A 14,967-nucleotide genomic window follows, 5' to 3' on the forward strand; every position below is an offset into this window, starting at 1 on the left:
AATTTATGTTTATGTTCTACGTGTAAAATTTCATAAATTTTGTACGTATGTTTTTACACAGAAACACAATTAAGAGACAACTTTAACGGGACAACGATATGATTTTTACCATTGTTCGGTAATTTCGAGCCGTGGCATTTACGTTCAACTTTCGTTCAAAAAAATTGTTGGTGCATTTTGCTTTTCCCATTCCTGCTGAAACGTATAAATACACACAGGCATCCGTTATTATAAATTCTTCGGAAGGAAATATTTCTGGATTTATGGCTTTTTTTATTTCTTCGGAAGGAGCTTCAAAAAGAAGCACAAAGTAGCTTTTCAGCATTTTTTCTTCTGAAAATGGGCAGTTTGAAAGAATTTCTTCCACTTCTGAAGCTGTTTTCACCAAAACAGGCACTTTAAACTCATACTTCTTTTCAATTGCTTCCGAAATAGCTAAAGCATGCACGTCACTTTCCGAAGCCGAAAAAATCACATTTCCACTCTGAATATACGTCCGCACTTCTGTGAAACCGAGCGATTCGAACAGTACTTTTAAATCGGCCATCAAAATCTTTTTCCGACCGCCAACATTAATTCCGCGAAGCAATGCGATATAGGTTTTCATATTAAGTTTTTGTAAGTGCTTGCGCCGCCAAATACCCGCCTGTCCATGCGTTCTGGAAATTAAACCCGCCTGTTATTGCATCGATATTAAGCACTTCGCCAGCAAAAAATATGTTTTTCTGAATTCTACTTTCGAAGGTTTTAAAATCTACTTCTTTCAACTGAACACCGCCTGCAGTCACAAATTCTTCTTTAAAAGTGCTCTTTCCGTTTACCGCATAGGTTCCTTTTGTAAGTTGTTCGGCAAGTGCTGTAAGCTGCACATGGGTCGTATCTGCCCACTTCTCTGCTTCTGAAATATTGGATGCTTTTAGCAAACTTTGCCACAATCGTTTTGGCAATTCAAATTGCGTATACTTGGCAACCGTTTGTTTAGCATTTTCGAGTTTCAGCGTTTTTAAGGCTTCTACAATGTTCTCTTCGGAAGCATCGTACAACCAATTTACTTGAATCTTAAATTTGTATTGAGTCGCCTCTAAAAGTCGTGCGCCCCAAGCTGATAGTTTTAAAATTGCGGGACCGCTCATTCCCCAATGTGTAATAAGCAACGGACCTTCACTTTCTAATACAATTTTTCCTTTAGCATCAAGCACAGAGACTGAAGCCTGCGTTGCAACGCCTGGTAAATCGAGAATGCGTGCGTCCTTTATATTGAAGGTAAACAACGACGGAACTGGCGCTTCAATCGAATGCCCTAATTGTGCTAGTAGTTTCCATATTTTAGGATTGCTTCCGGTAGCGACGACTACTTTTTCAGCTAAAAAATCACCTTCAGAAGTAGTGATCAACCAACTATTTTCGTGTTTTGAAAGTTCTTTTACCGAATGGTTTTTACGTACATCAATCCCCAATCGTTTGGTTTCAGACATAAAACAATCGATAATGGTTTGTGACGAATCGGTAACGGGAAACATCCTACCGTCTTCTTCTATTTTAAGAGTCACACCGCGTTTTTCAAACCAATCGATGGTATCGCCTGTCATAAATTTATGAAAAGGCCCCAAGAGTTCTTTTTCGCCTCTTGGATAATTTCCAACAAGCTCTTTGGGTATAAATTCGGCATGTGTGACATTGCACCTTCCGCCTCCAGAAATTTTTACTTTGGTAAGCACTTCTTTCCCTCGCTCTAAAATTGCAATTTTAAGGGATTTGTTATTTTCAGCAGCATTAATAGCTGTAAAAAAACCAGCGGCACCACCACCAATAATTACGATATCATAGTTTGTAAACACGCTTCAAAATTAATGATTATTCCGCTAGCAAGGAGTGGTTTTGAGTAGAATTGAACAACACCAGAGTTTTCAACCATAATTTTCGTTGTTCGTTAACTATTCTAAATAACAAGGGTGCTTAAAAAATAAATTTTTAAGCACCCTTGTTGATATTCTATGGTAAGTACAACTTATTCTACGATAAGCTTACGTGTTACCTTTTGAGCATCATTACTAAATGTTGCAAGGTACACTCCTGCTGGATACTCAATACGTAGTGTATTTTCCCCTTCAGAGAGTGTTGTGGTGTTTATTAATCGTCCTTCAATAGTGTAAATAGACACTGTTTCGAAAGAAAGTGTGTTGTTAAAATGAAGCGTTTCCTTTACTGGATTTGGATAAAAACTGAATGTTTCCGCCAAAAATTCGTCTGTAGCGGCAACTGGACCACAGCTAACAGGATCAAAAATAACTTCTCCTAAAGAAGCATCGTCTACTTGATGAAAAATCACAGATTCAGCATCTGCTAAGGTGTTTATCTGACCTTCAATCCAGCAGTTGTGCTTTGCTTGAAGTACGTTAGGTGTATTGTTATAAAGCGCGTATACTTCTCCGTTGTTTCCATTTTCAGAAAAAACATTTAACCCTTCATTATCAACATCGTCTCCTAAATTAACGCTTGCTTGTCCAATTACCGTAATTCCCCAAAGGTTTCTTCTAATTTCATTTCCAGAAGCAATTACTTCCATTCCGCCACCTGACGAGTTTAATGAAATTCCACTTCCTCCTATACCAGGATTTCCTTGAGTGTTATTATCTTCAATTATATTGTCTCTCACATACGCAAATGAAGGTCCGACGATAGTCATTCCGTATCTATTTCCTTGAATAATATTTCCATCTATTTCAGCATTGATAGCACCACCAATAAGATTTGCAACTGCAATACCTCCAACTTGTGTTAATAAAGGATCTCCAATAATTGTGTTCTCAATAATACGAAGCGGCGTCGTTGTCATGGTAGACCCCATATTAATTTGAGGTCTGTTAGAGTTTGATTGGTTGTTTCCTTCCATATAATTATTCGCAATTAAAGGGGAAACATCTGAATTTGCTCCCGAACTTACCGCTGGAAGTTCGTTAAACGTAAAAGTATTGTTTGTAATTTCTGGCATCCCTCTAGACAATGAAACCACAGCACCTGTAGATACTCCTGAAACATTATTAGTTAGCGTGCAGTTATTTAGAGTGAATGTCTCGGTCAATACACGAAGTCCGCCTCCATATTGGATGGTTGCATTCTGAATATTAATTACTGAAAACTCTTCAAAACGGAATCCATCATACGGAGCCGCCTCATCAACAGCTGTAATAAGCACATCATCTGAAACTACTGTAAACGCACCAAAAACAGTGACCCGTAAATCAGCTTCTATAGAAAGCGTAAGATCTGTGGTAAATTCTACCGTGTCATTTTCTGCAATTTCTAGGTTTTCTAAGAGCGTATAATTATTTCCAGAAACCGTTATAGTTGAAGGACTATTAGTAGCTATGTCGTCTAAGGTCCAAGTTACTCCAGTATTAGGTGTAGTATAAGTTTGCGCCCACACAAAAGAGGTAACAAGTAGTAAGCAATAAGTAAATAAGGTAGTTCTTTTCATTTTTGTTTTTTTAAAGGTTAAAAATACAAAGAAGTTGAAAATCAAAAAAAGAACCAATCAATTAAAAGAAGGCGTACTTATTAAAGTTAACCCAAAAAATCAAATTATGCCGCGACAACATTCAACGGTGTTTAAAAATGTACTAATTTTATAGTATGATAATACTGTTGTACATTGTAAGCATCGTCTTTATAATTACCCCATTTTTGCCTGCAACAGGGCATCCTCATTGGTTTTTTAGGACTGCCGATTTTGTTCGTTTACAATCCATTGCCATTGAAATCATTTGCTGTTTTTTATTACTTACGCTCGATACCTCTTTAAGCAGTTTGCATTGGATTTTACTTTGTGGTTTGTTTGTTGCGATTGTATATCAAACCTTAAAAGTGTTTCGATACAGTTCTCTTTATCCTCGAAAAAAACCCAATTTTCCAAGCGGCGGAATGTTTTCAATTTTTGCGGCCAACGTATTGCAAACCAACTCGAGCTACGGAAAATTAATTGATATCATTAATGAATTTGATCCAGACATTGTATTGACAATGGAGGCTAATAAAGATTGGGAAACTGCCTTAAAAGAGATAGAATCGACGTATCCCTATTCAGAAAAAGTACCTTTAGAGAATTTCTACGGAATGTTATTGTATTCCAAACAGAAGCTTCACAACGTTACATCTAAATTTCAAATTGAAGATGATGTCCCTTCTATTTTTTTCGAATATGAAATCGAACCGAACACAAATGTATTTTTCGCTTGTTTACACCCCGCACCTCCTAGTCCGACAGAAAACGAAACTTCAAAGGAACGAGACGCAGAGTTAATGCTCACTGGCAAAATGATTCGTGAACTAGACATGCCTACCGTTGTATGTGGCGATATGAACGATGTGGTTTGGTCGCGTACCACACGCCTTTTTAAAAAAATGACCAACATGATCGATCCGAGAATTGGTCGTGGATTTTTCCCTACCTATCACGCAGGATACCGATTCATGCGCTTTCCATTAGACCATTTATTTCATACCAAAGACCTCTATGTTAAGGAAATGATGCGTTCGCGGAATTTTGACAGCGATCACTTTGGAATGTATTACGAGATTCACCACCGAAGAAATAAATCAACAACAACTTCGGGTAGCATCACTTCCGAAGAAAAAGGTGATGTTGACACATTAATTAAAAATGGTATTTCGTAAGCACTGAAACAAACTGCTTACTATTTAACACAAATACATATTAATATAATGACATAAAAAAAGCCTCTCGATTAAGAGAAGCTTTCTGCTGGTGCGGGCGGGGAGACTTACCGCAACAAGTGCGGCATAAACTTCTCGCCTCCCCAAGTTTTTATCAAAATACTGCATAAAAAAAGCCTCTCGATTAAGAGAAGCTTTCTGCTGGTGCGGGCGGGGAGACTTACCGCAACAAGTGCGGCATAAACTTCTCGCCTCCCCAAGTTTTCATCAAAATACTGCATAAAAAAAGCCTCTCGATTAAGAGAAGCTTTCTGCTGGTGCGGGCGGGGAGACTTACCGCAACAAGTGCGGCATAAACTTCTCGCCTCCCCAAGTTTTCATCAAAATACTGCATAAAAAAAGCCTCTCGATTAAGAGAAGCTTTCTGCTGGTGCGGGCGGGGAGACTCGAACTCCCACGCCGTGAAGCACTAGATCCTAAGTCTAGCATGTCTACCAATTCCATCACGCCCGCGGTAGTTTTTTACAAGATATAATCTGTAAAAGGAGTGCAAATATAAATAAACCTTTTATACCACAAACAACTTATTTTATATTTTTTATAAAATTTATGTTCGCACCCACATTTTCATTTTAGGGAACGACGCTTCACCCTCTTCTGAGTAGGCAAGTCCCATCCATTTCAATAACGGCAAACCAATATAATTTTTAGATTCAAATTGATCTATCAACCAAGTAGAGTCTCCTTTGTATCCATTTTCATGGAAAACGACCTTATTAGGCAATCCTATTTGTTGTGCAGCAGCATACGACCATAACAAAACAGCCAATTCATCCCCTTCTTTTTGTTTGTTCCCCTCCGCAACATTCGCATTCAATTGTGTTCTTTCCTCCGGAAGTGTAACTGCAATATGCCCTGCTTCGTGTAAAATATCTCCTGGATTTTCAAGTTTGTCGGTATCTATAACTAACAATCCGTTTTCAATAGTAAGTCCTGGTAAAAATGTTTCAATCTCAATACTTCGGAAAGCATATCGAATCGAAATAGAATCTAAGAATTCAAGGATGTTTTTAATTAGTATAGCTTCTGAAGGCATATCGTTCCATTCTAAAAAGTAGTTGTTCATTCATAGAAACAACGTCGATTACCCCTCTAAATTACTTCATTTTTAGTACTTTTAAGCAAAATTATTACGATTCTATGAAAAGTGCAAAACCTTATATTGAAGAACACAAAGACCGGTTCTTAAATGAACTAATTGATTTATTAAAAATACCTTCTATTAGTGCCGATTCGGCATACAAAAAGGATGTAATTGCTACTGCTGAAACGGTAAAAGCAAGTCTTGAAAAAGCTGGATGTGATGCTGTAGAAATCTGCGAAACACCAGGTTATCCTATTGTATATGGAGAAAAAATTATAGATAAAAAACTTCCTACGATATTGGTGTACGGACATTACGATGTACAACCACCAGATCCATTAGATTTATGGAACAGTCCGCCATTTGAACCTGTCATTAAAAAAACAGAACTACATCCAGAAGGCGCTATTTTTGCCCGTGGAAGTTGTGACGATAAAGGACAAATGTACATGCATGTAAAAGCATTGGAATACATGACCTCAACAGGACAATTACCGTGCAATGTGAAATTCATGATTGAAGGTGAAGAAGAAGTTGGAAGTAAAAGTTTGGGATGGTTTGTAGAAAGAAACAGAGAAAAACTTGCCAATGATGTCATCCTAATTAGTGATACGGGAATGATTGCTCCCGATGTACCTTCAATTACTACGGGATTAAGAGGATTGAGCTATGTTGAAGTTGAAGTAACAGGACCAAATCGCGATTTACACAGTGGTTTATACGGAGGCGCTGTAGCAAACCCAATCAATGTGCTTACTAAAATGATTGCTTCACTTCACGATGAAGACAATCACATTACCATTCCTGGTTTTTATGATGCTGTTGAAGAACTTTCAGCAGAAGAAAGAGCAAAAATGGGAGAAGCACCTTTCAGTAAAGAAGCTTACTTAAAATCTATTGATATTGACGATACGTATGGTGAAGCTGGATACACTACCAACGAACGCAACTCGATTAGACCAACGCTTGACGTAAACGGAATTTGGGGCGGCTACATTGGCGAAGGCGCTAAAACAGTAATCGCAAGTAAGGCTTTTGCGAAAATAAGCATGCGTTTGGTACCCGATCAAAATTGGGAAACCATTACCGATCTGTTTGTAAAGCATTTTGAAAGTATTGCTCCTGCTGGAGTTCGTGTAAAAGTGAATCCACATCACGGCGGACAAGCATACGTTACTCCAATAGATAGTTTAGGATACAAAGCTGCTGAAAAGGCGTATGAAGCGACCTTCGGAAAAACACCGATTCCACAACGAAGCGGGGGTAGTATTCCAATTGTTGCTTTGTTTGAAAAAGAACTAAAAAGTAAAACAATTTTAATGGGCTTTGGTTTGGATAGTGATGCAATTCACTCACCTAACGAGCATTTTGGAGTATGGAATTACTTAAAAGGAATTGAAACCATTCCGCAGTTTTACCATTATTTTACTGAAATGAGTAAGTAACCGTACGATTTATACATCAAAAAAGGTCTGAAGTACATTGCTGTAGTTCAGACCTTTTTTAATAGTTTTATTTAAAATGTACTTCTTATAATTTCTTTACGTATTCAGTAATGATGACAATTTGTTGTCCATCAACCTTCCCTTCAATATAAGTTTCATTTTCATGATCTAACGAAATTCTACGAACAGCTGTCCCTTGTTTCGCCACCATACTAGACCCTTTTACTTTCAAGTCTTTAATTAAAACCACACTATCGCCAGCTTGAAGAATTACACCATTACTGTCTCTATGTACTAACGCATCACTTTGATCTACGCCATCCCCTTCAGCCTCAGCCCATTCTTGCACATCTTCTTCAAAATACATCATATCTATTAGCCCTTGTGGCCAACCTTCCGCTTTTAAACGCTGTAACATACGCCACGCCATAACTTGCACAGGCAATTCTGGACTCCACATACTGTCGTTTAAACAACGCCAGTGATTTGGATCTACAGTCTCAGGATTTTCAATTTGCCCTAAACACGTTCCACATAGTAAAATAGCACCCTCTAAATCTCCTTTTGGTGATTTAGGCACTTCGTAAACTGATAATTTTTCGGGAGAAGCACAAAATTCACATTTAGAATCACTTCTTTGTTTTAGGCGTCTTTCTAAGCTCATGTAGTTGGTTTTAATTTTGCAAAGATAGAATAATCTATGAAATAAGCGCTTCGGAAATACCACTAGAAGAAAAGCAAATTGATTAGAACAAAGAATTAATACTCTACATTTGTAGAATATAAATATTTATTCTATGTTTGTAGAACACACTCTAACATTGTAGAAAAACATGCAACTCACAAACGCCGAAGAACAATTAATGCAAATTCTATGGAAAAAGGAACGCGCTTTTATGAAAGACTTAATCGACGCACATGAGGCTCCAAAACCAGCCACAACAACTGTTGCAACCTTACTAAAAAGAATGCAGGATAAAAATTTTGTAGATTACATACAGTATGGGCGTTCTCGCGAATATTTCCCATTAGTGAAGAAGAAAGATTATTTCTCAAAACATGTAAATAAGCTAATCAAAAACTTTTTCAACGATAGCGCCTCCCAATTTGCTTCTTTTTTTACCGAAGAAACCAATCTTTCTAAAAAAGAGCTACAAGAATTGAGAACTATTATAGACTCAGAACTTAAAAAGAAATAATTATGGAAGCGTATTTAATTAAATCGACGGCTTGCTTACTTATTCTTTTCCTATTCTACAAATTGGTGTTAGAAAACGAAACCATGCATCGATTTAAACGCTTTTATTTATTAGGATCAATACTTATTTCTGTTATAATTCCGTGGATTACTTTTACAACTTATGTTCCCGCACTAACAGCCAGTATGCCTAGTGTTATCTCTGACAGTGTAATTGTCATCTCTTCGGAAAGTAAGGAAACTACTCACTATCTTCCTGCTATTTTATGGACGTTATACGGTATTGGAGTTTTGTTCTTCAGTATCCGATTCTTCAGAAATCTGAAGGATCTGGTGCTAAAAATCAGAAATAATCCGAAGGTTAAACAAAACAACATCACGACTGTATTGCTTCAGAAAGAAATAACACCTCATACCTTTTTTAGCTACATTTTCCTGAATAAACGTCAATTTGAAGCACACACTATCCCTTCCGAAGTACTTCTTCACGAACAAACACACGCGCTTCAAAAACACAGTATCGACATCTTATGTATTGAACTTATTCAAATTGTTTTCTGGTTCAATCCATTGGTCTATTTTCTAAAACACGCCATTAAATTAAACCACGAATTCTTAGCAGACCAAGCAGTTATTCAGAAAGGAATAAAGCCCAATACGTATCAAAATTTACTTCTAGCATTCTCATCAAATGTGACGCCTTTATTGGCAAATTCAATTAATTATTCATCCATCAAAAAACGATTTACAGTTATGAAAACAAAAACTTCCAAACGTCAAGCCTTAATTCGAGCCTTCTTCCTGCTTCCTTTGGTAGCGTTACTAGTCTTCGGATTTAGTACGAAAGAAACAATTCAGAAAAAGACAACAACTACCCATTCAGAACAAATAAGCTCCCCAAATACCCCAGAAAAAGCAAGTCCGAAGCAACTCGCTGAATACAATAAATTGGCACGTAAATACAACGCAATGGATCTAGAAAACATGGTGGTAAAGAAAAAAGACATGAATCGGTTGCATGTTATTTACAACCTAATGACGACAGCACAACGAAAAAGTGCAGTAGCTTTCCCTAGATTTGCACCACTTCCTCCTGCTCCAGATGCTCCTGTGGTAAAAAAAGGGGTGAATGATACCGATAAAAACATTCCGCCGCCTCCACCAGCTCCAAAAACTTCTGGGCTTCAAAAAGCAACTGACGCAGAGATCGAAATTTACAATCGTCTTGCAAATAAATACAAGTTCGCAACTCAAAACAGAATGGCGGTACAAAAAGAGGAGGTAAATACTTTAAATTTAATTTATAGTAAAATGACTGTTTCACAGCAACAAAAAGCATTGCCGTACCCTACTTTTCCGCCGCCACCTCCAGGTGCTTTTCCTGCGCCAGATCCTGCTGGATATATTATTCAAATGGCAAAAAAAGGAGCTACGTTTTATATCGGAAACGAACTAATTACAACAGAAAAAGCCATTGAGGTTATTAGAGAAAACAACAGTTTTCAGTTTGAAGTGAAAAATGAGAATTCTAAAAATCCGATTGTAATATTTATTGGATGTTAGCAAAACGTACTGGAAATAGTACGCACAAAAAAATGCCTCGAAAATTCGAGGCATTTTAAATATTGTTTCAACTCGTTTTTTTAGTTTGCTACTAAATTTAACGAAACTGTTAATAAATTTGAACTCCCACTATAGCGTTGTGCCCAAACTTCTATAAAGTCACCGGGTGCTAATTGTACTGCTCCCATCGTAGTAACTGCTCCAATATCTGAACCTGTATCGAAACGACGATACACTTTTGTTTCAGAAATGATAGAAGCCGTTGCAGAACCGCTATTTCCTTTAGCGATGTAAAAAATATAAATTCCTGAACCTGATGACTGACATGATATGGTTGAAGACACATTAAAGTAGCGTGTGTTTTTTCCGTCGTAGATAATTCTGTTATCACCAGAGCTTTTAAATCTAAACAAGTTGTTATTTGAAGTTCCGCCCGAGATTTTAACTGGTGTAGAATTATTTGCAAAACTTGTTGTTTCTCCAACACCAACGGCAGCATCTAAGTTAATATCTCCCGTCGCCACTCCATCTTTTTCTACTAATATACCTTGACAATCTACATCCCAATCCTTTCCAAAATTATATCCAGGATATCCTCCTGATGAATACCCGTCCACAAAGGTTCCAGCTCCTACAAAACTAACTCCTGTTAAGGAAGCTGCATTGGTAATTGTGGGATTTGCACTTACATCAATACCTGTTTCAGTGGCATCTACCACTATTCTTCCATTGGCAATTTGCAAATTATCAAAAGTACCTGAAAACGTCAAAAAAGTGCCTTCATTCGTATCAGGCCAAAATATAGTTTGAGCAAAAAATGAATTAATATTTGAAACGGCAAGACCATCATCGTTATTTAGAAACTGAGCTACATCTATAAAAACAAGACCAAAGCCACTAAGTGTACCTATAGATGAAGCATCCATAGTTATAACACTATACATAACAAGATTATCAGCTGTTGACGCAGTTATGTTAAATACCTGAGCACCATTACCATTAATTAACACATCTCTAATATGTCCTCCTTTAGACCCGCTAAATAGGGTGCTTCCTGAGTTATTTACAATAACATCTCCTCCAGTATCTTGACCACGAATGTATGCGCCATTCAAATCGATAGGGTGATCAAAAAGAATAACCCCATTTATTTCATAAAGATAATCTTCGTTTAATACATATTTTGTGGTCCCTCCAACTGCTAACTCATCAGCTAAATCTGCCACACTTTGCACCAATTTATAATTTGTTCTTTTTTTGGCCCCTTCTAAAGCAAACCAAGCTCCATTATTAAAGAAATAAAAGGCATCTTCATCAATATCAAAAACCATTAGTCCGTCGGCAGGGCTTGAAATATCATTTCGCTGCGTTGTAGTCATTCTAGGAGTTAAAACTCCTTGGGTGGTGGACGACATATCTAAAATGGAAGACGAATCTGGATCGGTTGTCCCTATCCCAACTTGTGCATTGATGTGGATTGAAAAAAATAAAACTATTAAAAGTAATGGGAATTTATAAATTTTCATGGGGTAGGTTATTTAGTTAGGTAGTTTCTATTTTGCTGAGGAGCATTTCACCTTAAAATTTCCAAATCATAACTACCTGCAGGCCTCAATATTAACACTCAAGGACATAAGATACTGGTGCTGCTCCTCAACTAAATAATAATCTTAATATAGTAATAAGTTACTTTACTACTAAACAAAGATAGATTGATAACACACCTCTTTTTTCAAAATTTCGACAGCAGTATAATTCATATCGACGAAATACACTAAAAGAAGGTTGAAGTGTATTTCATCCTCCTTCTTTTGTGATAGAAGAGCTCCTCAGTCAATATCTGTTTAAATGAAATGCAACCACAACATATAGTAGAAATGCAACGTTATAGTATTTCAAACCCATTAAATATCAACAAATTGCTACAACGTTTTTTCATATTTTGCTCAGGAGCAGATACAGACATATTAGAAGAATGCTCTGCTGGAGAACAAACTAAATTTGCAGGTATAGGAGCAACCGTTTTCTTTACCGCAGTAATGGCCACTATTGCAGCTGCTTATGCACTTTATACTGTTTTTGACACCTATTTTACCGCTATTTTCTTCGGAATGATTTGGGGACTTCTTATTTTCAATTTAGATCGATTTATTGTTTCTACCATAAAGAAGAGAGATCATTTTTTTGACGAACTACTTCAAGCATCACCCCGTATTCTTCTAGCGATTATAATTGCAATTGTAATTGCAAAACCATTAGAAATGAAAATTTTCGAAAAGGAGATAAATCAGGTATTGTTAGAGCAGAAAAACGACCTAACCCTTGCGAACAAAGACCAACTTGCATTACAATTTACTCCAGAAAATATTGCTTTAACTTCGGAAATAGAAGCGTTAAAAAAAGAAATTACAACCAAGGAAGCTGAAGTAAACACACTTTATGAAACTTATATTTCTGAAGCAGAAGGACGCGCTGGCACAGAACGTTTAGGAAAAGGCCCTGTTTATAAAGAGAAAAGAGAAAAACACGACGCAGAATTACTTGCCTTAGAAAATCTACGAAAAGAAAATACTGAAAAAATAAAAGCTTCCGAAGAAAAACTGGAAGCACTTGCTGCCAACTACCAAACTAAAATTACCGAAACACAACCTATCATTGATGGCTTCGACGGTTTAATGGCCCGAGTAAATGCACTCAATGAATTGCCTTGGTTGCCTTCGTTTTTTATATTCATGTTATTTTTAGCTATTGAAACCTCTCCTATTTTAGCCAAACTATTAGCTCCAAAAGGGGTGTATGACTTAAAATTAGAAGAACAAGAAAGCGCTGTAAAATCATGGGTAGCACAACAAAAAGCACAACGTGATATTTTAAAAACTACAGATCGAGATATTAATAACAGAGTGTACGCAGATATTGCTGAAGAACAAGAATTGTATGATTACAAACGTAAAAAAGCGAGGGAGTTAATGCAATTACAAGCAGATGCTTTTTACAAAAAGCAAAAAACTATTTTATAATTACAAAACATAATAATGATATTTTAGGTTTTTTCTACCTAGATAATATTTTAAATTTAGAAAAATCTCCAAATCATTGGATTGGTATTCTATTGTATTTTTATCAAATATAATAGGAGCGATACTTTTAGTGAAAAGTTTCTTACCTCCTAAAGTGCCTAAAGAAACCCCAGTTCTAATTTTTAATATTCTTAGATTAAATTCTTCTTTCAATCTATCTATAACCCTTGATGATTTGCTCAAAGGCTTTATACGAGAATACAGCGCTAATGAAATAGTGCTATTATTTTGAATTAACTTTTTTAATAGATTAAAATCTTTTATATCCAGTGATTGATCTTCTCCAAGAAGTCCAATGTAAGCAATATCTTCTCGGCTATAAAAATAACGGACTCCTTTACGAGTTGCCCAAGATTTACTTTTTAAAGCATTGGTTTTTATTACATGAACATTTTCAGGGAATTTATTTTTTAGTGTTTTCAATTCGGCCATTCTTTCTTTTGAAAAACGGTTTAAAACAAAGCACAAATTGTAGTTGCTAGCTCCACACAACACCTTTTCCATCTTATTGAAGTCAATCCTATCATCATTTTTACTACAATAAATTACAATTCCTGTTTTCATATAACATAAAAAAATCAAAATTCAATCACTACAAACTTAATGAACAACTAAAAAGGAATGTAGATAATATCGACAAGCAGAAAATATCTGTAGTCGAATGGAAAAAAATAATGGTTTAATTAAAGAAAGGATTGTTTTTACCCCCTTTGAAGGAGTTTCAGAAATAGAACCTGCAACATCTAGCACTTATAATATTGATGCAAATTAGTTATCGAAAACCGAAGATAAGCGACACTTATTAATTGATTACAGGAGATTTAACCTACGCATTAATTCCGGGCGTTTAGAACGACTTACAGGAATAACACTTTTGCCAATTAACACACTATTATCTTCTATATCAACAATTTTATGAGTATTAATTATGTAAGATCTATGAACTTTCAGAAAGGTTTCTGTTGGTAATTTCTCCTCTATTTTTTTTAGGGTTGAATGTACTGTATAATTTTTATCGACAGTTCTTACTGTAATATAATCTCCTTTAGCTTCAATAACTGTTATTGAAGGCATATCAATTTTAATAAGCCGTCTGTCTATGTTTACAAATAATTCACTTCCTGTAGTCTCCGTATCGCTTTTTACAGTGCTTTGAGCAGGAGCCTCAAGCTTAAATGCTTCCGCTTTTTCTACTGCTTTTATAAATCTGGGAAGCTTGATAGGTTTTACCAAATAATCTACAATACAATTGTATTCAAAAGCTTCAATTGCATAGTCTTTATGTGATGTTGTAATAATTATTCTTGGAAGAACTTTTAGTGTTTGAATAAAATCGAAGCCTGTAAAATCGGGCATGTTAATGTCTAAAAATATCAAATCAACTTTATTTTGATTTAAATATTTCATCGCACTCATTGCATTCGAGAAACTTCCTTGAACTACGAGATTAGGGCTTTTAGAACAAAGCTGTTCTAGAATAATTCTAGCTGTTTCTTCGTCATCTACAATAATACAATTCATTCTTAATACTGTTTTAAAAAATTTATCATTACTTCAAGAACTGAAAGAAACCCCTGGTGTTTAGAATTGTTTTCTTCTCTTAATTCATTCTCATAATCTTCAACAAATTGATGGCTTTGCGCCATCCCTAAGATACTAATCTTATGTTTAATTTTATGTACAATGTTAGCACTTTCTACAAATTCTTTAGAATTATAATAGTTAGTATATGTTTCTATTTCTACTGGCAGTTCTTTTTTTATTACTCCTACCAATTTTTTTTCAAAAGAAACATCACCATCTGCTAATTGCTTCACTAGTAGTAAATTTGGTGTTTCTTTTATCATGTTTTCATTAGTAGTT

At 35.9% G+C, this 14,967-nt stretch carries 14 protein-coding genes and 1 tRNA gene; 5 read left to right on the plus strand and 10 right to left on the minus strand.

Annotation, left to right across the window (positions count from 1 at the left end; translation table 11 throughout):
* Positions 1–82: 82 nt before the first annotated feature.
* The 3 genes from BLQ00_RS02040 to BLQ00_RS02050 form a co-directional block, all read right to left on the minus strand.
* On the minus strand, positions 83–607 hold the full coding sequence (locus BLQ00_RS02040) for a DUF1697 domain-containing protein (RefSeq protein ID WP_093139837.1): 525 nt from the start codon (positions 605–607) through the stop codon (positions 83–85).
* Position 608: 1 nt separating this feature from the next.
* Entirely contained in the window at positions 609–1,838 is a 1,230-nt protein-coding gene (locus tag BLQ00_RS02045; RefSeq protein WP_093139840.1) for a BaiN/RdsA family NAD(P)/FAD-dependent oxidoreductase, read from the minus strand.
* Positions 1,839–2,008: 170 nt separating this feature from the next.
* Positions 2,009–3,478, minus strand: coding sequence for a T9SS type A sorting domain-containing protein (locus tag BLQ00_RS02050; protein ID WP_093141858.1), 1,470 nt, complete (start codon positions 3,476–3,478; stop codon positions 2,009–2,011).
* Between the two features lie 155 nt (positions 3,479–3,633).
* Between BLQ00_RS02050 and BLQ00_RS02055 the strand changes: the two genes are divergently transcribed.
* Positions 3,634–4,674 (plus strand): endonuclease/exonuclease/phosphatase family protein, encoded by a 1,041-nt coding sequence (locus BLQ00_RS02055; RefSeq protein WP_093139842.1) that lies wholly within the window; start codon positions 3,634–3,636, stop codon positions 4,672–4,674.
* Positions 4,675–5,102: 428 nt separating this feature from the next.
* Here BLQ00_RS02055 and BLQ00_RS02060 read toward each other — a convergent pair.
* Positions 5,103–5,187 (minus strand) — tRNA-Leu (locus BLQ00_RS02060).
* 94 nt (positions 5,188–5,281) lie between these two features.
* Complete coding sequence (locus BLQ00_RS02065; protein WP_093139845.1) at positions 5,282–5,800, minus strand: hypothetical protein; 519 nt, start codon at positions 5,798–5,800, stop codon at positions 5,282–5,284.
* A 74-nt stretch (positions 5,801–5,874) separates the two neighbouring features.
* Here BLQ00_RS02065 and BLQ00_RS02070 point away from each other — a divergent pair, with 74 nt between their 5' ends.
* Positions 5,875–7,263 carry a dipeptidase gene (locus BLQ00_RS02070; protein ID WP_093139848.1) on the plus strand — a complete coding sequence of 463 codons (1,389 nt, stop codon included), beginning with the start codon at positions 5,875–5,877 and terminating at the stop codon, positions 7,261–7,263.
* A gap of 85 nt (positions 7,264–7,348) precedes the next feature.
* Here BLQ00_RS02070 and BLQ00_RS02075 read toward each other — a convergent pair whose 3' ends face one another.
* Complete coding sequence (locus tag BLQ00_RS02075) at positions 7,349–7,927, minus strand: PhnA domain-containing protein (protein ID WP_093139850.1); 579 nt, start codon at positions 7,925–7,927, stop codon at positions 7,349–7,351.
* A gap of 169 nt (positions 7,928–8,096) precedes the next feature.
* Between BLQ00_RS02075 and BLQ00_RS02080 the strand changes: the two genes are divergently transcribed.
* Complete coding sequence (locus tag BLQ00_RS02080; protein ID WP_093139853.1) at positions 8,097–8,462, plus strand: BlaI/MecI/CopY family transcriptional regulator; 366 nt, start codon at positions 8,097–8,099, stop codon at positions 8,460–8,462.
* Between the two features lie 2 nt (positions 8,463–8,464).
* A complete protein-coding gene (locus tag BLQ00_RS02085; RefSeq protein WP_093139855.1) occupies positions 8,465–10,024 on the plus strand; it encodes a M56 family metallopeptidase in 1,560 nt (519 codons plus the stop codon).
* Between the two features lie 80 nt (positions 10,025–10,104).
* Here BLQ00_RS02085 and BLQ00_RS02090 read toward each other — a convergent pair whose 3' ends face one another.
* Positions 10,105–11,550 (minus strand): hypothetical protein, encoded by a 1,446-nt coding sequence (locus BLQ00_RS02090; protein WP_093139858.1) that lies wholly within the window; start codon positions 11,548–11,550, stop codon positions 10,105–10,107.
* Between the two features lie 393 nt (positions 11,551–11,943).
* Here BLQ00_RS02090 and BLQ00_RS02095 point away from each other — a divergent pair, with 393 nt between their 5' ends.
* Complete coding sequence (locus BLQ00_RS02095; protein WP_093141860.1) at positions 11,944–13,044, plus strand: DUF4407 domain-containing protein; 1,101 nt, start codon at positions 11,944–11,946, stop codon at positions 13,042–13,044.
* On the opposite strand, the gene BLQ00_RS02100 is transcribed toward BLQ00_RS02095, so the two are convergent.
* The 3 genes from BLQ00_RS02100 to BLQ00_RS02110 form a co-directional block, all read right to left on the minus strand.
* Positions 13,045–13,668, minus strand: coding sequence for a glycosyltransferase family protein (locus BLQ00_RS02100; protein WP_093139861.1), 624 nt, complete (start codon positions 13,666–13,668; stop codon positions 13,045–13,047).
* 246 nt (positions 13,669–13,914) lie between these two features.
* Positions 13,915–14,625, minus strand: coding sequence for a LytR/AlgR family response regulator transcription factor (locus tag BLQ00_RS02105; protein WP_093139864.1), 711 nt, complete (start codon positions 14,623–14,625; stop codon positions 13,915–13,917).
* Positions 14,626–14,627: 2 nt separating this feature from the next.
* Positions 14,628–14,951: a hypothetical protein gene (locus tag BLQ00_RS02110; RefSeq protein ID WP_093139866.1), complete on the minus strand. Its 324-nt coding sequence runs from the start codon at positions 14,949–14,951 to the stop codon at positions 14,628–14,630.
* Between the last annotated feature and the right edge of the window lie 16 nt (positions 14,952–14,967).

Origin of the sequence: Ulvibacter litoralis, from assembly GCF_900102055.1 — a bacterium.
In the GTDB taxonomy this organism is placed as follows: domain Bacteria; phylum Bacteroidota; class Bacteroidia; order Flavobacteriales; family Flavobacteriaceae; genus Ulvibacter; species Ulvibacter litoralis.